Annotated in this window: 15 protein-coding genes and 1 pseudogene; 6 read left to right on the top strand and 10 right to left on the bottom strand. The window is 58.6% G+C overall.

Features of this window, described 5'->3' with window-relative positions; translation table 11 throughout:
• The first annotated feature begins 258 nt into the window (after positions 1–258).
• On the top strand, positions 259–639 hold the full coding sequence (locus tag AC1D2P_RS27055) for a DUF6124 family protein (RefSeq protein WP_109787482.1): 381 nt from the start codon (positions 259–261) through the stop codon (positions 637–639).
• Between the two features lie 35 nt (positions 640–674).
• On the top strand, positions 675–932 hold the full coding sequence (locus AC1D2P_RS27050; protein ID WP_046031874.1) for a hypothetical protein: 258 nt from the start codon (positions 675–677) through the stop codon (positions 930–932).
• Positions 933–1,120: 188 nt separating this feature from the next.
• Here the strand turns inward: AC1D2P_RS27050 and AC1D2P_RS27045 are convergent, their stop codons facing one another.
• The 3 genes from AC1D2P_RS27045 to AC1D2P_RS27035 all read right to left on the bottom strand — a co-directional run bounded on the left by AC1D2P_RS27045 (position 1,121) and on the right by AC1D2P_RS27035 (position 3,557).
• Positions 1,121–2,320 carry a type II toxin-antitoxin system HipA family toxin gene (locus AC1D2P_RS27045; RefSeq protein WP_477758497.1) on the bottom strand — a complete coding sequence of 400 codons (1,200 nt, stop codon included), beginning with the start codon at positions 2,318–2,320 and terminating at the stop codon, positions 1,121–1,123.
• Positions 2,317–2,568 (bottom strand): helix-turn-helix domain-containing protein, encoded by a 252-nt coding sequence (locus AC1D2P_RS27040; protein WP_077430915.1) that lies wholly within the window; start codon positions 2,566–2,568, stop codon positions 2,317–2,319. Before AC1D2P_RS27040 ends, AC1D2P_RS27045 begins: the two co-directional genes overlap by 4 nt.
• A 74-nt stretch (positions 2,569–2,642) precedes the next feature.
• Positions 2,643–3,557: a YeeE/YedE thiosulfate transporter family protein gene (locus AC1D2P_RS27035; RefSeq protein ID WP_109787485.1), complete on the bottom strand. Its 915-nt coding sequence runs from the start codon at positions 3,555–3,557 to the stop codon at positions 2,643–2,645.
• A gap of 144 nt (positions 3,558–3,701) precedes the next feature.
• Between AC1D2P_RS27035 and AC1D2P_RS27030 the strand changes: the two genes are divergently transcribed.
• Both AC1D2P_RS27030 and AC1D2P_RS27025 read left to right on the top strand, forming a co-directional pair.
• Entirely contained in the window at positions 3,702–5,108 is a 1,407-nt protein-coding gene (locus tag AC1D2P_RS27030) for a DUF2252 domain-containing protein (protein ID WP_477811683.1), read from the top strand.
• A gap of 221 nt (positions 5,109–5,329) precedes the next feature.
• The gene (locus AC1D2P_RS27025; RefSeq protein ID WP_477758496.1) at positions 5,330–6,781 is read left to right on the top strand and encodes a glycosyltransferase family 39 protein; all 1,452 of its coding nucleotides are present in this window, start codon (positions 5,330–5,332) and stop codon (positions 6,779–6,781) included.
• On the opposite strand, the gene AC1D2P_RS27020 is transcribed toward AC1D2P_RS27025, so the two are convergent.
• Together AC1D2P_RS27020 and pmrG are read right to left on the bottom strand one after the other, a co-directional pair.
• Positions 6,732–7,595 (bottom strand): phosphatase PAP2 family protein, encoded by an 864-nt coding sequence (locus tag AC1D2P_RS27020; protein WP_477758495.1) that lies wholly within the window; start codon positions 7,593–7,595, stop codon positions 6,732–6,734. The two genes, AC1D2P_RS27025 and AC1D2P_RS27020, sit on opposite strands and share 50 nt — an antisense overlap.
• 25 nt (positions 7,596–7,620) lie before the next feature.
• Positions 7,621–8,292, bottom strand: a complete 672-nt coding sequence (gene pmrG / locus AC1D2P_RS27015; protein WP_109787488.1) for a lipopolysaccharide core heptose(II)-phosphate phosphatase PmrG — start codon at positions 8,290–8,292, stop codon at positions 7,621–7,623.
• 241 nt (positions 8,293–8,533) lie between these two features.
• On the opposite strand from pmrG, the pseudogene AC1D2P_RS27010 reads away from it, so the two are divergent.
• Together AC1D2P_RS27010 and AC1D2P_RS27005 are read left to right on the top strand one after the other, a co-directional pair.
• A pseudogene (locus AC1D2P_RS27010) lies at positions 8,534–9,565 on the top strand (methyl-accepting chemotaxis protein); the annotation flags it as partial.
• 42 nt (positions 9,566–9,607) lie between these two features.
• Positions 9,608–10,471, top strand: coding sequence for a methyl-accepting chemotaxis protein (locus AC1D2P_RS27005; protein WP_408980991.1), 864 nt, complete (start codon positions 9,608–9,610; stop codon positions 10,469–10,471).
• A gap of 145 nt (positions 10,472–10,616) precedes the next feature.
• Here the strand turns inward: AC1D2P_RS27005 and AC1D2P_RS27000 are convergent, their stop codons facing one another.
• The 5 genes from AC1D2P_RS27000 to AC1D2P_RS26980 form a co-directional block, all read right to left on the bottom strand.
• Positions 10,617–11,036 (bottom strand): type II toxin-antitoxin system VapC family toxin, encoded by a 420-nt coding sequence (locus AC1D2P_RS27000; protein WP_223522684.1) that lies wholly within the window; start codon positions 11,034–11,036, stop codon positions 10,617–10,619.
• Positions 11,033–11,278, bottom strand: a complete 246-nt coding sequence (locus tag AC1D2P_RS26995) for a FitA-like ribbon-helix-helix domain-containing protein (protein ID WP_109787490.1) — start codon at positions 11,276–11,278, stop codon at positions 11,033–11,035. Before AC1D2P_RS26995 ends, AC1D2P_RS27000 begins: the two co-directional genes overlap by 4 nt.
• A 94-nt stretch (positions 11,279–11,372) precedes the next feature.
• Positions 11,373–12,746, bottom strand: a complete 1,374-nt coding sequence (locus AC1D2P_RS26990) for a DUF1329 domain-containing protein (protein WP_477758494.1) — start codon at positions 12,744–12,746, stop codon at positions 11,373–11,375.
• 159 nt (positions 12,747–12,905) lie between these two features.
• Positions 12,906–14,861 carry a DUF1302 domain-containing protein gene (locus AC1D2P_RS26985; protein WP_175648961.1) on the bottom strand — a complete coding sequence of 652 codons (1,956 nt, stop codon included), beginning with the start codon at positions 14,859–14,861 and terminating at the stop codon, positions 12,906–12,908.
• Between the two features lie 70 nt (positions 14,862–14,931).
• Complete coding sequence (locus AC1D2P_RS26980) at positions 14,932–16,221, bottom strand: phospholipase C/P1 nuclease family protein (RefSeq protein WP_109787492.1); 1,290 nt, start codon at positions 16,219–16,221, stop codon at positions 14,932–14,934.
• Positions 16,222–16,396 lie beyond the last annotated feature (175 nt).

Here is a 16,396-nt window from a genome sequence, read left to right as displayed (position 1 = left end):
TTACGACTGCTGCGCAGTCGGACGCAGGCTTCGCCAGCTGCTACGGATCGCGTTATTGCTTAACTGATCAGCATTGACCGATTTCCCAGCAAAAAAATATGTAGTCCACGCCCTAGGAAACTTCCCGCAACTCGTATCGACTTTCATGAACTGGCGGACACCACGTCCGGCAGATAACCTTGGTTCTTCGCTGTGAACCAGCGAACGGTTTTGACAGGCCGAAAAAGTGGAGATCCAGAAAATAAATGGAGTTCCTTTATGAAAAAAACTAACCCGAACCAACCTGAAGTTCCGACTCTTTCCGAGTCAGAACCCCTCGATTTATCAGACCTATCCAAAACCACCGAACGCACCATCAGCACCCGCCTCCGCAACCCAAAACGCCCCGACCCCATCAGCCACATCTTCACCCTCCTCCCCGACGTCGACACTCCCACCCTGCTGGCCCACGCCTGCGAAACCCTCGCTTCCCTCAACGTCATGACCACCGACCTCGCTTGTGAACTCGAAGGCTCTCGTCGCAACGTGGCACTGGCCATTCAGCAACTGAGCGTACTCGCCGAGCTGCTGGTAAACCGTGCTCTGGACAACCTCGACCCGCCCGACGGGTTGCCCGAGGTTGCATCCGCCAATCACTGAGTGGTCGTGTTTTTTTACACAATGGAGGGTTTGTCATGGATCGATACATGCCTGTCACCGGCATCGACTGCACCATCGCGTCGTTGCTGATCGACACCCAGGCACCGCTGGACGTGTTGCACGAAACCGCGGCTTACCGCATCCGCACCGCGACTCAATTGCTGGAGAGCATCGCTGTTGGCGAGGGTGTTCACAGTGAACTGGCACGGGTGTTGGTGACGTCGCTGCGCGATGGCTGCGATTTGCTGGATGTCGTCGGTCGCCGATTGCAGGCGCAAGTGTCGACGATGTAACAGAATGGCTATTGAGTCTGCCTCATGAAAAAAAGCACCTGACGAAAACATCGCAGGTGCTTTTTTTTCAGCAAAGTGTTTCTAGTCAACAGGCTCAGCACGCCCCCAGCCTTCTGAGGGCCCTCCCCACGCATTGGCCCGTGCACTCAATGAGCTGACTACAGTGRAAGGCCATTCGGTATTCGCGATTACCCAAACGACAGCATAAATGGCGCTGCCGCTTGTTGAATGGCAGTGACTACATGAGGCGCTCGCTCCCGATGCTGCGGGTAACGATCAAGCACCGCCTCCACCGCCGCCAGCAACTTCTGGACACGCTCCTTCGGCCGCTCGATTTCACACGTCTGTGCAAACTCCAGCACCCCTTGGCGGGAGGCAAATAATGACTTGTTACCTGCCAAATCCAGCGCCAAGACATCTTCCGGGATATAGGCCGTGGTGTTGACGATGTCATAAGCCGGCGCCAGATGCGCATCGCGCTGCGTAGGTTCGGAGTAGAGCAAGCCAAAGTTCTTCAGGTGAGCGTCACCGTTTCCGACGATGCAACTCAAGGCGACGCTATCGAACAGTTGATCAAGTGAAGACTGCAAATGTTTAGCCGGACAAAACAGCCGTACCGCCTTGGCAATTGCCGCGTAACTTTTGCTGTATTTCTGATCGGCCGAAAGCCCCATCAACGCTGCCATGTCCTCGAAGCCAATCGGATTTAACTGATCGTCCCTGTCAAAGCGCCGCATGACAAACAACTGCGCATTATCGGACAGGAAAAATTCCGGGACGGGAATGCCCGCTTCCCTGGCAATGGACATGCAAAGAAATTCATTGATCGCCAGCCCTGGAAACTCTTCCCGACCACTTTTGATTATCAAGTCAGATGTTTTCGAAGTGACTCGTGGCAAATCAGTTTCCTGCTGTTCAGGTACCAACACCTTGGGTTGAACACCGGAAATACCTGCACGCAGAATGTAGCGGTCAAGTAGATCAGCGAAGATATCTTCAGCTCCGTCCCACGTCAGAATCTCATCGAGCTTTTCACCCGGAAACTGTTGTTCTGCCAGCAAGGTATCGACAGTTTCGGAGCGCACCTGAACTCGTCCTATGGGAGAGCTGCTACCGGAAAGGGCGAGTAACAACATCGGATCGACATTGACGGTTTTAGCCAACCGATTACGTAATTGCTCCAGGACATAACCTTCCGGCAAGTTCATCTGAAAAATAGGGTGCAGTTCACGCCGACGGAACTCATCAGGTCTCACTGGCATCGACAAACTGATTGCCATGGGAGGCAATGCATCTTCGTCATAACGAAAGAGGAAATCCTGGCCGCTAGTGAGGATCCTGCCGCTACGACCCTCCGGTGTACTGACGTTCAGAGAGGTCATTTTCATTCGAACATATCCCCAAGTTCTTCCAGCGTCGGCATCGCCGCGGGAATGACCGATAGTTCACAATCCAGTGCGGCTAGAATTCGCGCAAAAGCGATCATTCCGACGGAAACGGTGCCCTTTTCTACCGCGATAACTTTGTATCGTGTCAGCCCGGCGAGTTCGGCAAGCTGGGCTTGCGTCAGTCCACGATTGATACGTTTTTCGCGTATTTGATCGCCAAGGCGAGTGATGATCAGAGAATAGTCCATGTGCAGCTACCGTAACATTTATAACTCAATGTACCGTATACACAACATTCAAGCTAACCCGAATTGCTGACTTATCAAATTCGGCCGCTAATCCGCCTCACTCCAACCCCCACCAATATCCCCAAAACAATCGCCCCCAACGGCACCGCCCCCACCCACGTCATCGTTGGAAACACCAACAAGATCTGCGAGTCATTCCCCCCCAGCATCATCGACGCCCCAATCCCCATCAGCACCCCCGCCAGCAAATGCTTCCCTGCGGCCATCACGTCAAACCGCTGGTAGCTGAAGGTTCGGCGATGCAGCGTGTAGCTGAGCATCCCCAGCAACAGCACGACGAACACGGCCACCCGCCGGCTGGTCAGGGAGCTGTCCCCCGAGTCCCAGAACAGTTGCGAAACGTTGTAGATGAATACGCTCGGGGTCCACAGCGGTTCGAAGGTGTAGAGGGCGCTGGTCAGGGCGCCCAGCAGCATGCTGGACAGGACCAGGTGTTTGTCACCGTGAACGCGGATCAGCAAAAGCAGCACCAGCAGGACGATGCCCAGGGTCAGCCAGTAGTGGCGGCTGGTGATGGTCGGCATTTGCAGGGCTTTGTGTTCGGCGAGCATGTTCAGGTGGTACCAGAGGACGATCCCCAGCACCCAGCCGAAGAGGGTGAAGGCTTTGTTGAGGTTGCCGCTGGCGAGTTTGGTGAGTGTGCCGACGCTGCAACCGTCATTGAGGACCGAGGCGAGACCAAACAACAGCCCGCCCCCGACCAGTGACAGGTAGCCGATTTCAGGAATGAACAGCGGCTGACTGACACCCAGCAATGCGTAGAGCGGCGCCAGTAACAGGCCGAACAAACCGCACGTGATCAACGCCACAAACAACGTCGGCCGCCCCTTGAGCAACTGCCCCGTGGCATTGACCAGGCACATGCCCATGCGCTGGGACACCCAGCCGATCAGGAAGGCCAGCAGCAGCGAAATCAGCAGTGAGAGCACAAACCTCCTTGTTGCCGGGCAGCGAGAAGTCATCAGGGCATGAAGGACAGATTAGTCGCTGCTCAAACACTTCGGATGAGCCTGCAAAGCCCTTCTACACTCAGTTCGAATTCGTCTTTTTATGCCGACCAGAAAAGAGCCCTCATGACGCCCCTCGAAGACCGCTTGAAGCAAGGCAAGGATGCTCGCAAAAGCTGCCCGCGCAGTTCGCAGGCGTCCACCGGGAAAGTAACGCGTGATCCGCTGCCGCTGATCAAGCGGTCCAGTGAAGGCCGGATCAAATCGCTGGTCGAGCTGCGTTATGGGCGCATGCTGGTTTCGCCCTTTACCTTTTATCGCGGCAACGCACTGCTGCAAGCCCACGACTTGGCGGGCACGTCGAACATGGGCCTGATTTCGACGATCTGTGGCGATTGCCACTTGATGAACTTCGGCGGATTTGCCACGCCCGAGCGCAACCTGTTGTTCAGCGTCAACGATTTCGACGAAGTCCATCCCGGCCCCTGGGAATGGGACCTGAAACGTCTGGTGGCGAGTTTCATGGTGGCGGCCCGCGACCTGCGCCACGGTGAGACGGTTGAAGAAACCGTCTGCCGCCAAGTGGTCGGCGCCTACCAACAAACCATGTTCGAGTGCGCCCAACAAGGCTCGCTGGAAAACTGGTACGAGTCCATCAGTTATGACGATCTGCTCAAGCAGGCGAACAAAAGCACGCTGGAGCACGTGGAACGCGCTATCGAAAAAGCCGAACGGCGTACACATGCTGAACTGCTGCCCAAAATCAGCGAGCGCGACGCTCAAGGTCGCCTGATTATTCGCGATGACCTGCCGGAAATTTTCCACCTGCACAAACACACCACACTGCTTGATGCCGAGGATGACTGGTTGCGCCTTGCGGACTGGCGGCCCCTATACGAAACCTTCATGCGTGATTACCGAAACACACTGCAAACCGACCGACGCGAATTGCTCGCTCGGTTTCATGTTCAAGACTTGGCGTTCAAAGTGGTGGGTGTCGGCAGCGTTGGCACGCGTTGCCTGGTGGCATTGCTGACGGATGACCAGGAGTTCCYGCTGTTCCTGCAATTCAAGGAAGCGCGGCGCTCAGTGCTGGCCGATTACGTGAAGGCCAAGTCACGGGTACGCCATGACGGTCAACGGGTGGTCGATGGTCAACGGCTGATGCAATCGGCCAGCGACCTGTTCCTCGGCTGGACCACCGGCCCCAGCGGTCGACACTTTTATGTGCGCCAGTTGCGCGACATGAAAATTTCCGCCGAACTCGAAACCTTCGATGCGGAGACTTTCGCGGCCTATGGGCGAGTCTGCGGCCGCGCCCTCGCCCGTGCGCATGCCAAATCCTCCGGTTATGCGGCACAGATCAGCGGGTATGTCGGCAAGAGCGACGCGCTGGCCGATGCGCTGTTCAAGTATGCAAAAAGCTATACCGAACAGAATGAGCGCGACTACGAACGCTTCCAGCAAGCCTGCCGCAAGGGCCGGTTAACGGCACGTTCAGAAGTGGACTTTGCAGCCGATCATTTGCCATAGGCACTCGCGTGCAGGGGCGTTCATCTAGATGAACTTTTCTTCACCCCTACGCGCCTCGGCAATCGGTACAGTGCACACGCTCATTCAAGAAACGACGGTTTGCCCGCCCTCCCGCGGGCTTTTTTTTGCCTGAAGGAAACATCCACCCAGCGTTCACATATCGTTCAGCTTTCGTTGCCTATGATCGGCTCTCCACCCTCCTTCCCGGTCACCACAAGCCCATGTCGCGCGCTGCCTCCTCCCTGTTTCTGCTTGCTGCTTTGCTGTTTTTCTTCGCGCTGGGCAATTACCAATTGCAAGGTTCCACAGAGGCTCGAGTGGCCGGGATCGCCATGGAAATGCACCTGGACAACGATTGGGTGACACCACGCTTGTTCGGCGAGCCGTTTCTGGAAAAACCTCCCTTGAGCCTATGGCTCGACGCCACGGCGATCCGCGTGTTCGGTGGCACCCCGTGGGCGGTGCGGCTGGCGTCGGCCTTTGCCGGGTTGTTCAGCGTGATGGTTCTTTACGCGATGCTGCGCCGATTCGGCCCCCCCAAAGAAATCGCGTGGACGGCGGGCATCCTGCTCGCAACCATGGCCAGCTACTGGAGCAATGTGCGTAGCGTCGGCGAAGACGCCTTGCTGGCCTTGGGTGTGACCGTGGCGTTGCTGGCGTTTTTCCAGGGTGTGAGGCAACCGCAACGCCAGTCGACGCTCGGTAATGCGTTGCTGTTTGCTTCAGGAATTGCCATCGCCACCTTGAGCAAAGGCGTGCTGGGCCTGGCGATGCCGGGCGTGGTGATTTTCGCGTATCTGTTGGCCGAAACCCTGATCGACAAACGCCTGACCCTCTCGGACTGGCTGCGCCCCGGACTGCTGACGTTGCTGGGGTTGGTGCCGTTGTTGGTCTGGCTCGCGTTGCTGTATCAGCGTGGTGGCATACAAGCGGTGACGGATGTATTGCTGACCAACAGCGTCGGGCGCTTTAGCGGTTCCTTCGTTGAAGCAGGGCATTACGAGCCGTTCTATTACTACCTGGCCAAGCTGCCGCAAGCGTTTTTACCCTGGAACATTCTGGTGTATCTGGGGCTGTGGCACTTTCGCAAAAGTCTGATGGCCAATCGTTACTTGCTGTTTTTTACGCTGTGGCTGCTGGCGCAGTTCGCCGTGCTGACACTGGCCTCGAGCAAACGCACCGTGTACCTGATGTCGATGACACCTGCGGCGGCGGTGATTGCAGCGGAATACGCGAGTGTGTTGTACGCAAGACTGAAGGCCCGTGAAACCGCCTCGACTGTGTTGGGTTGGATCGCACGGCATCGACGTGGAGGGGTCATCGGCGTGCTCGCCGTGGTGATGGGCAGCTACCTCGCCACCGCGCAATGGTTGCTACCCCAGGCTGATAGCAGCTTGTCCTTTGTGCCGCTGACTGCGCAGATTCAGACAATGCAGGATAACGGGCAGCACGTTGCCCTGTTCCAGGCCAATGAGCGCGTGGGCGGCGCCAGCGTGTTCTACGCCCAGCGCCTGCTCAAGGGCCTGGACACTGACGCGCAACTGCATGAGTTTCTGGCGGCGTCAGCGTCCAACGTGGCGGTCATGTCCGGTGATTCCGAACCTGCCGCGCCGTTGAAGGTGATCAAGACATTGATGGTGGGACGACAGGCTTACTATTTTGTAAATCTGTAAGTGCCTCTGCGTTGCGCCGCTCGGCCTTTTGCAGCACCGGCACATCCAGCCTTGCCCGTCCATAGAACGCCAGGGCTGTCAGCAAGCACGCCAGCCAGACGAAGATCCCGGCCCAGAAGGTGTGGGACATGTAGTGCCAGCCTTGCAGAACGCGTGTGGTGCCGTAGACGAAACCGAGAATCAACGAGCCCCACAACACGGCTTTGGAAAAACGCCATTGGTAACGGCGTGCCACGAAGTACAGCGCGAGCATGGTGAAACCACCCGACGCATGACCACCGGGCCAGCAACGACCGTCGCCGGCTTCCCTGAACAGCTGGAAGTTGTTGTACCACTCCATGTGGGCAATTTTGCCGCCATAGAGGGTCGTTTCAATTGGGCAGTACACGCTGGTGTGCGCCTTGAGGAAATGGATCACGCCGGTGCAAACGGCAAACGCCACCACTACAAAAATGAAGTCACGGCGATGCTCGTAGGTAAACCGCAGCACGGAAGCGGCTTTGCTGCGCTCCAGAAAACCGCCGAGGCGTGGATGCTTTTGCGTATTGATCCGCGGCCAGACAAACGACAGCATCGCGCCGATCAAGGCGATTTCAGCGGTCCAGTTGGGAATGATGCGCGCCCACTTGTGGGTGAGCTTCTCAAAGAAGTGCACCTTGTCGAGCGGGAAAGTCTGGCTGACTGGATCAAAAAGAAGGTTGCTGAACGCGATATCGATTGTGGTCATGTCGAACATCAGGAAAACCACGGCCGCGCAAACCAGCGCAATACCGAAGTTCACCCAGTAAAAGCGGTGTCGGGAAAAATTCAGCATTGTGTGTCCTGATCCAGATAAAAAGTTATTCGGTGGTCACCGCGCTCCAGTCGGAGGCCTCAATGAAACCCAGCATGTGAGTCGTTTGCGGTGTTGGAGCGGAGATAAACAGCGAAGCGCCGTAATCCAGGGTGGAGACTGGCAACTTGAGGTCTTTTTCAAGTTGATCCATGCATTCACTGTGGGTCACCAGAACCAGATTGCGGCCCGCCGCTTTGTGCGCCAGCGCATCACGCAACATAGTGCCCTTGCAGCTGATTAGCCAGTCTTCGCCGACGCCTGCCTTGTTAAACATATAACTGGCGGTTTGCGCAGCCCGCAGGATCGGGCTGTGGTAAATGTCGGTTTTGTCCAGTCCGAGCCGTTGGAAGTGCGCGCCCACACTGGCCGCGACGCCTCGGGAACGCTCGGTGATGCCATCGTTTCCAACCAGGCAAGGGGCGGTGGAGTGATCGCAGCGCTCGACATGGCGCACCAGCACAATCATTTCGCCTTTGGCCCAACCGGCCGCCAATGCCTTGGCACCGGCAAAATTGCCATGGGCAAGGTCCGGCACAGCGGCGGGCTGCAACAGCCATAGCGTCAACGGGATCACCAGCAGCGCAGAGGCCAGCACCACCGCCGCATTACGAAAACGGGCATAGCGGCTCAAATCAATCGAGCGCTTTATCCCGAATAGATTCAGTCTCAATTCCACATCAGGCCGCCTCGCCGGCACGTACCACTGTCATTTAATCCCGGGAAGTTAGCGAGGCGTGCGTTGGCAGCAAGTGAAAGTCATGTGAAAAAAAGCTGAAACCCGCGCAAAGTCTTGTTACAGGATCGCGTCCTACAAAATCCTTTCAGCTCTCGCGAATGCGGCCGATACAAACCTGCTACCTACTTTGCTGGCTCCCAAAAACAACAATCTTCCAGCCAACTGACGATCAAGAAACACAATGTTCCTGGAGGAATTGATGAATAGCTGGTTCGGCAATATCAGCGTGAACATGAAACTGGGCCTGGGGTTCGGCCTGGTCCTGGCTCTGACCTGCGTCCTGGCCCTGACCGGCTGGACAAGCCTGGGCAGCCTGATTGACCGCAGCAACTGGATGAGCGACATCACCCAGCTCAACGCCGGCCTGACCAAGTTGCGCGTGGTTCGCCTGCAATACATGCTGACCAACGGCGACGAAACCGCAGCGCAGAGTGTGCAAACCACCCTTGACGCCTTTTCCGCTCAGCAGCAGGCATTGCTGACCAAGTTCAAGAGCCCGGAAAACCTCAAGCTGCTCAAGGAACAAGGCAGCGTCATTGCGGCGTACCAGACGTCCCTGAACAAAATGCGCAGCGCCTACCGCACCGGCAATGGTGCCCGCGACGCCATGGGCGCCAATGCTGAAACTGCCGGCACGCTGATCGAAACCATCAGCACCCGCGTGCAGCAAATGCCGCTGAGCGATCAGCGTTTCGAACAATTCCAGGCCATCACCGCCGCCAAGGAAGCGTTCATCCTCGCCCGTTACGAAGTGCGCGGCTACACCGCCGCCACCAACGCCGAAACCGAGCAAAAAGCCGTCGGCCAACTGGATGCGGCGATTGCCAGCCTCAAAACGCTCAATGCGCAATTCGCCGACACTCAGCAAGACGCCTTGCGTCAGCTCGAAACCGCGCTGAACAATTACCGCAGCGCCTTGCAGGCCTACAAATCGGCCAGTTCCGACGCTGTGCAGGCTCGCAAGGAAATGACCGACCAGGGCGCCGCCATCGTGACCCTTAGCGATCAGCTGTATCAGATCCAGCTCGACCGCCGGGACGCCGAGAGCGCCCAGGCCCGCACCCTGCAATTGATCAGCATCTTGCTCGCGTTGCTGGTTGGCGTGATTGCCGCCGTGATCATCACCCGTCAAATCACCGGTCCGATTCGTGACACCCTGGCCGTGGTTGAACGCATTGCCAGCGGTGACCTGTCCCAGGACATCAAAGTCACCCGCCGTGACGAACTCGGCGTGTTGCAGCAAGGCATCGCGCGCATGGGTGTGACCCTGCGCGACCTGATCAGCGGCATCCGCGATGGCGTCACGCAAATTGCCAGCGCCGCCGAAGAACTGTCGGCCGTGACCGAACAAACCAGTGCCGGGGTGAACAGCCAGAAGATCGAGACCGACCAGGTCGCCACGGCCATGCACGAGATGACGGCCACCGTGCAGGAAGTCGCGCGCAATGCTGAAGAAGCCTCGCAAGCCGCCGCCGCGGCAGACGGCGAAGCCCGCGAAGGCGACAAAGTGGTCAACGAAGCCATCGCCCAGATCGAGCGTCTGGCCAGCGAAGTGGTGCGTTCCACCGAAGCCATGAGCGTGCTGCAACAGGAAAGCGACAAGATCGGCAGTGTCATGGACGTGATCAAAGCCGTCGCCGAGCAGACCAACCTGCTGGCGCTCAACGCTGCGATTGAAGCGGCCCGTGCCGGTGAAGCCGGTCGTGGTTTTGCGGTGGTGGCCGATGAAGTGCGGGGCCTGGCCCAGCGTACGCAGAAATCCACCGAAGAAATCGAAGGCCTGGTGGCCGCTCTGCAGAACGGTACGCAACAAGTGTCGGCGGTGATGAACAACAGCCGTGCGCTCACCGACAGCAGCGTCGCCCTGACCCGCAAGGCCGGCGCGTCGCTGGAGAACATCACCCGCACGGTGTCCAACATCCAGTCGATGAACCAGCAGATCGCCGCCGCTGCCGAACAGCAAAGCGCGGTGGCCGAAGAAATCAGCCGCAGCATCATCAACGTGCGCGACGTGTCCGAACAGACCGCCGCCGCCAGCGACGAAACCGCCGCCTCCAGTGTTGAACTGGCGCGGTTGGGTGGTCAGCTGCAACAGATGGTCAGTCACTTCCGCGTTTAAGTCGCCGCCATGATCGTTCCCACGCTCCCGTGTGGGAATGCCTCAAGGGACGCTCTGCGTCCGCTTCGGCAGGTGACACAGCGCGCCACGGGCTGCTTGCCCACGCAGAGCGTGGGCACGATCATTTACGTGACCGCGAAGATACTCAGGCGTCCCACGGATTGATCACCTCAATCCCGGAAAACTCGAAGTCTCGAATATTGCGGGTAGCTATAGCAGCCCCATGGCTTCGGCAAATGGCAGCAATTTGCACATCTGCCATTGAAACTGCACGTCCATTTGCTTCAGCACTCGCTGTCAGCGTTGCGTACTCAACAGCGGCATGAGCATCGAACGGCAGAATGCGTCCGGCAAAGTCCTCTTCGAACATTGCCATTGCATGGGCTTCAAGTTTTTGTTTGCGCTTACCGGAAGGCAATCGTGCAATGCCGTGGAGTATCTCAGCCACCGTCACCGCACTGACTGCCAAGTCCATCGCTGGCTGCGCATCAACCCAGGCAAGCACCCGGGGCTCAGGCTCGATTCGCATAAACTCTGAAAGAATGTTGGTATCGAGCACTATCATTCAGAAAAATCCACCGCAGTCGCTTTTTCTGAACGCTCTGGCAGATCAAGCTCCACTCCACCTACAGCGCTGAATCTGTTGCGTATCCGGCTTCCAAGTCCACCGGCGCGATCAACCGTCGCCAAGGCCCTGCCCAGAATCAGGCGAGCCTCCTCCTCCATGGAATGTCCGTTGTGAGCCGCCGTGATACGCAACTGCTCCTTTAGCTTCTCATCGAGGTTTCGAATTGTGATGCTGGCCATGATGCCTCCTGCAATCAATGAAATCATTGATTGCAGGCTAGCACATCCTCCCTGGCCAAAACCCGGCAATCTTCCGAACGGCCAATGTCACCACTCACCGCGTCCCGCGCTGACGCAAGGCCGATGGCATGAAGTACGCGTCTTCCGGCACCGCTTGGGCGAAGTCGACGGTTTCCGGTTCTTCGTTGTCCAGGTTTTGCACGTAGTAACGACGCGCCTGCAAGTCGTGGAAGACGTCCAGTGCACTCCAGGTGGAGGGCAGGTCGTAGAAGTTTTTCAGGTAGGCCATCGACACCCGCCACAACTCCCCTCGCCCGTCATATTGATCCACCAGCGCGGCGCCCCAACTGTCCTCGTCCAGAAACAGCACGCGCTTGGAATAGATGTGCCGCGCACCTGGCTTGAGTGTGCCTTCGACCACCCAGACCCGATGCAACTCATAACGGGTGTATTGCGGGTTGAGGTGGCCCGGCGTGAGCAACTGCGCGTACTTCACCTCAGGGCTGCCGACTTTGTAGCTGTTGTAGGGAATGTAGACCTCTTGCTTGCCCTTGAGCTTCCAGTCGTAACGGTCCGGCGAGCCGTTGAACAGGTCGGTATCGTCCGCCGTGCGCAAGCCGTCGGATGAGGCGATCGGCGTGTCATACGCCAGGTTCGGCGCCCGCCGCACACGGCGTTGGCCGGCGTCGTAGACCCAGGCCTGGCGCGGGTCCTTGAGCTGGTCCAGGGTCTCGTGAATCAACGCCGCACCGCCGGCCAGCCGGGCCGGGCTCTTCACGAATGCCAGGTAGTAAAACAGGATGTTTTTCAGGTCGGCGAACTGACCGCCCGGACGGTAGTAGTTGAACATCCCTTCCTGCTGCGAGGTCACCAGCGCGAAGCTGCCGTTGCGCTGTACCGGCGCTTCGGAGGCACGACGGACCACGTAGATGCCGCGATAACGGGTGATGTGGTTCCACAGCGCCTCGACGCCATCCTTGGGCACGGGGAACGGTACGCCGCCATAGGCATCGGCAAAACCGGTTCCGCCGTCGAGCAGCTTGGCCGAAGTCGCGTTCTTGAAGGTGTTGTCATACAGCCACTGCGGCGCCGACCCCGAACGACGAGAGGTATAGACCGGCATCTGGAAGGTGTCGGGGTAGCTGTTGAACAGCGCGATCTGGCCCGGGCTGAGGTGGGCCTTGTACTGGTCAAGGTTGGCCTTGGTGATGGTGAACAAGGGCTTGTCCGCCGCATACGGGTCCGGGTGATGCTGACCCGGTTTGTAGCCTGCCGGCGCCTGGGTGATGCCGCCGCTCCAGGCCGGAATGGTCCCGGCCGCGTTGCCGGCACGCTCGGCACCCAGCGGCGTCAGCGTGGTTTTCAATTGCTCGGCTTGTTGCGGCGTGATGGCGGCCATTGCGCTGCCGGTGGCCAGGCTCAGGGCCAGCACCAGTGCAGTCTTGGTGAGTCGTGAAGTGTGAAACATGATCGTTCTCCGAATTAATCCAGCAGGTCTGCAAAACACAGCAGATCCCCTGTGGGAGCGGGCTTGCTCGCGAAGGCGATATATCAGGCGACATCCATGTTGGATGTGCCGCCCTCTTCGCGAGCAAGCCCGCTCCCACATTTGGTTTGCGTGTAGCACTTAAAGGAAATACTTGAGGTTGAAGCCGACGTTGTCTCGGTCGCGAACACCGTTGTCCTGCCCGCCGCCGTAGAACTCGGTGTATTGCAGCTCGGCCTCCAGCTTGTTCTGGTAGTTGGCCTTGATCCCCAGGGTGTAGGCCTTGCGGCCGTCGATCGTGTTGCCCGCCTGATAGCTGTTGCCCTTGAAGTCATCCTTGTAGACGACGTAGGGCGAGACGTTGACCCCGGCGTACACGTCGTTCCAGGTGCCGTTGAGCATCGCGGTGTAGCTGTAGGAGTTGCGGTTGACCTGGTCGCTGCGCTCACCGCCGGACACATAGGAAAAGTTGCCGGTGCCCGCGTAGTAACGGGTGCTGCCGTCAAAAGCGGTGTATTGCAGATCGCTGCCGCGCAAGTGCTCGGAGGCGAGTTCGAACACGCCGAACATCGAGTCGAACGACAGGCTCGGGCCAAAGTTGTAGATGGTGCCCAGGGACGTGTTGAACGCTTCCACCCGCTCGGCGTTATTGATCTGGCTGTCGAGCGTGACCATCTGCCCGCCAATGTTGATGGTCTTGCCGGACGCGGCCGCAGCTGCGCCATTGGCCAGGTCGCCGATCAGGTCGTTGGTGGCGGCGACACCGATGGGCAGGTTCGGCCGATACGCGACTTCACCGAACACTGACGCCTCGCCCAGGGTGGTGTTGAAGCTGAAGCCGTACATGCGGATGTCTTCGGCGTAGCGACGATGGGCCTGAATACTGCCCAACACATCAATGGTCGTCAGGCCGTTGGCCAGTTGCCCCGCCTGACTGCCCGCCACACCGGACAACACGTTAGTCAGCGCGTTGATGTCGACGCCTTGGTACCCGCCCAGGTCGGCGGAAATGGTCGGTTCCTTGGCGTGGTAATTGACCATGTACACGCCGAACTCGGTGCTGTTGAGTTCTTCTGCAATGTAGCGAAAGGCAAAGCCGAACTGACCGTCGTTGCGCGCGTTGTAATCCTTGCCGACCGAGGCCACCTTGAGGGTGTTGCCGAAGGCCGGGGTCACGCCGTTGGCGTAAAGGCCGGTGGTGCTCAGGGCCTGGTTGAGCAATGGATTATTGCCCAGTGCGGTGTACAGACCGATCACGTTGCCGAAGCCGGGAACCGGCGTGTCCAGCGCGGTGTTGCTGAAGTTGTTGTAGCCCGTATTGCCACCGTCGGCGAACAGGTCCGTCTGCGAGTAGAAGGTGCCGACCGGGTCGATACGGGTTTCCTTCCAGTTCGTCTGGTAGAAGCTTTCCAGGGTCAGGCTGTCGGTCAGGCCAATATTGAAGCTGAGCGCTTCCACCGGCACCAGCACTTCCTTGACTTCGGCCCCGGGCAACCGGTACTTGGCGGCGTCTACCGGGTTGGTGGTGTTGATCCCGCCACGGTAGAAAATCCCCTCGCCCCAGTTGAACACCTGGCGCCCGACACGGGCCGTGACAGGCATTTGCGCAACGTCCCAGTTGCCATAAAGGTAAGCATCGAGCATCTCCACCCGGCTGCCGGCGATGTCGCGAGTCTGGCCAGTGAAGTGGTCGTCCTGGGGGTAACTCTGGCTAGGTTGCGACGGGTTGTTGTTGCGGTAGTAATCGTTGCGCTTGTCCATCAGTTGGGTGTCATAGAACGCGGTGCCGCGCATGAACATCCCGTAGTTCTGATAGTTGGCCTCAAGTTCCGAAGTGATCTTGTACACCTCGGAAACCAGCCCGGTGTCGAAGTTGCGATTACCGTCGTTGGTGTTGACGTCATCGTTGTTTTTGTCCCGGCCCTGGACCCGCCACAAGCGGCCATAAGACAAGGTACTGTCGAACGAACCCGTGACCTGTTTGTCCAGCACACTGAATTCCACGGCTTGCACGCCGTCGACCGCGCACAGTTGCAGCAGCCCTGCCAGGCCGACGCCAGGTAGCGCCGCGCCAGACAGGCGTAATCGAGTGCTCATGATCTGTTCCTCTTCCCTGGTTTTATTGTTTTTTTGGTGTCTGTGTGAGCGGTTAACGTTGCCGCGATGGCTAGGGCGCCAACCCCGCATTGACATAAATCCGGCTGTGCGCGCCGAAATGTCCCAGCAGCGTGAACAGCTGCTGATTCAGTGCCGGGTGGTCGTAGTCTTCGCGCTTCACTTGATTACTGGCGCTGAAATCGCGGGTGACCGGTGCCGTGTCCAGCCACTGCCCGATGGCGTCATCGAACGCGGCGGATTCTTCGGCGGACTCGGCACTCACCACCTCGCGCAGGTAGTCCACCGAGTACGGCGGGTAGCGAACGTCTTGTACGAGGTCGGCGTAAGCCTTGAGCATCGGGTGTGGCTGGCCTTCGCGCAGCAAGCGACGCAGCCAGGTCGACTGATATTTCTCCACTTCCATGTGCCGGGTCGCGACCCGTTCAATGGCCGCGTGCTTGTCGGCATCGAAGCCGGCCAACGCCTTGCTTTCCAGCAGCAACAGGCTCGCCAGTTCGACGCCGGGCAGCGGCTTGGCGTGATAAGGCTGGGTCAAGTCCTGGACGTGGTGCAAACCCCAACCGAGAAAACGATAGCCCCAGTAAGGATGGCCGCTTGCAAACGCCAGTCGCGCCAACCCCATGTACTGGTAGGCACGCCAGTCCGGCCAACTGCGCTGAAGAAATCCGGCCGCGGCATACACCACCGAGCTCTCATGGAAGAAACCCATATGAAACGGCGCCTGGGAGCTGTACTGAAACCGTGCGTCGCCGAAAGACTGCGCGCCGAAGCCGTACAACGCGCCCACCTCGCCTGGGTTGTCGCTGAACAGGTTGATGTCGTGGCCGTAATCCGGCTCATCGGCGGCGCTGGCCAACACGGCCAGGGGCGCGACTTTTTCGCCGTCAGCCACACGGATGAAACGCTGGCGGTTCCAGGGTGAGAGCGTCTGCTCGACCATGACCTGTTCGGCTTTCAGGTGTTCACGCTCGGGCAAATCCTTGCCCGGCAATGGCTGGATAACCATGGCCAGATGAATGTGGGGATTGATCCGCAACGCGGTGAGGAAGTCGTGTCGCAGATTGTCCCCCGGCTCGGCTGGCAGCCGCAGATTATCGGGGCGCGGTGGGTACTGGGCGAAGTGCTCGCGGGCGAAGCGTTCCTGCTCGTCCAGCAGCGCGATCACGGCGGGGTATTGTTGCGCGAGAAACTGCTCCAGCGGCTCGACTTCAACCTGAGGGGCTTCGCGCAAGGCCGGTAAATCCTGCAACGCCAGGTAGCTGCCCACCGTATGGTTGGACCAACCCCACGCCATCGGGGCGGTTCCACAAAGCAGCAGCAGGAGAAAGGTCAGCTTCATTGCTTTTGGTTCTTATTGGATGTGCTGTGGGGTTGAGCCTAACAACCGACCCTGTCCCTGACACTGTCCAATCTCACCAGAAAAGTTCTCCGATAGCGCCACGCCCCGGTGCAAAAAACACCACCGTCCCCCGTAGGAGCCGAGCTTGCTCGCGATAGCGGTGTGTCAGTCAACA

The sequence above is a fragment of the Pseudomonas sp. P1_F1_2 genome, assembly GCF_056405815.1.
This window is presented reverse-complemented; position numbering and strand designations above follow the sequence as displayed.

What these genes read in the sequence shown, in the direction of transcription:
- AC1D2P_RS27055 (WP_109787482.1), top strand. Translation starts at nt 259, where the DNA reads ATGAAAAAAACTAACCCGAACCAACCTGAAGTTCCGACTCTTTCCGAG.
- AC1D2P_RS27050 (WP_046031874.1), top strand. Translation starts at nt 675, where the DNA reads ATGGATCGATACATGCCTGTCACCGGCATCGACTGCACCATCGCGTCG.
- AC1D2P_RS27045 (WP_477758497.1), bottom strand. Translation starts at nt 2,320, where the DNA reads ATGAAAATGACCTCTCTGAACGTCAGTACACCGGAGGGTCGTAGCGGC.
- AC1D2P_RS27040 (WP_077430915.1), bottom strand. Translation starts at nt 2,568, where the DNA reads ATGGACTATTCTCTGATCATCACTCGCCTTGGCGATCAAATACGCGAA.
- AC1D2P_RS27025 (WP_477758496.1), top strand. Translation starts at nt 5,330, where the DNA reads ATGTCGCGCGCTGCCTCCTCCCTGTTTCTGCTTGCTGCTTTGCTGTTT.
- AC1D2P_RS27020 (WP_477758495.1), bottom strand. Translation starts at nt 7,595, where the DNA reads ATGCTGAATTTTTCCCGACACCGCTTTTACTGGGTGAACTTCGGTATT.
- AC1D2P_RS27005 (WP_408980991.1), top strand. Translation starts at nt 9,608, where the DNA reads ATGGGTGTGACCCTGCGCGACCTGATCAGCGGCATCCGCGATGGCGTC.
- AC1D2P_RS27000 (WP_223522684.1), bottom strand. Translation starts at nt 11,036, where the DNA reads ATGATAGTGCTCGATACCAACATTCTTTCAGAGTTTATGCGAATCGAG.
- AC1D2P_RS26995 (WP_109787490.1), bottom strand. Translation starts at nt 11,278, where the DNA reads ATGGCCAGCATCACAATTCGAAACCTCGATGAGAAGCTAAAGGAGCAG.
- AC1D2P_RS26990 (WP_477758494.1), bottom strand. Translation starts at nt 12,746, where the DNA reads ATGTTTCACACTTCACGACTCACCAAGACTGCACTGGTGCTGGCCCTG.
- AC1D2P_RS26985 (WP_175648961.1), bottom strand. Translation starts at nt 14,861, where the DNA reads ATGAGCACTCGATTACGCCTGTCTGGCGCGGCGCTACCTGGCGTCGGC.
- AC1D2P_RS26980 (WP_109787492.1), bottom strand. Translation starts at nt 16,221, where the DNA reads ATGAAGCTGACCTTTCTCCTGCTGCTGCTTTGTGGAACCGCCCCGATG.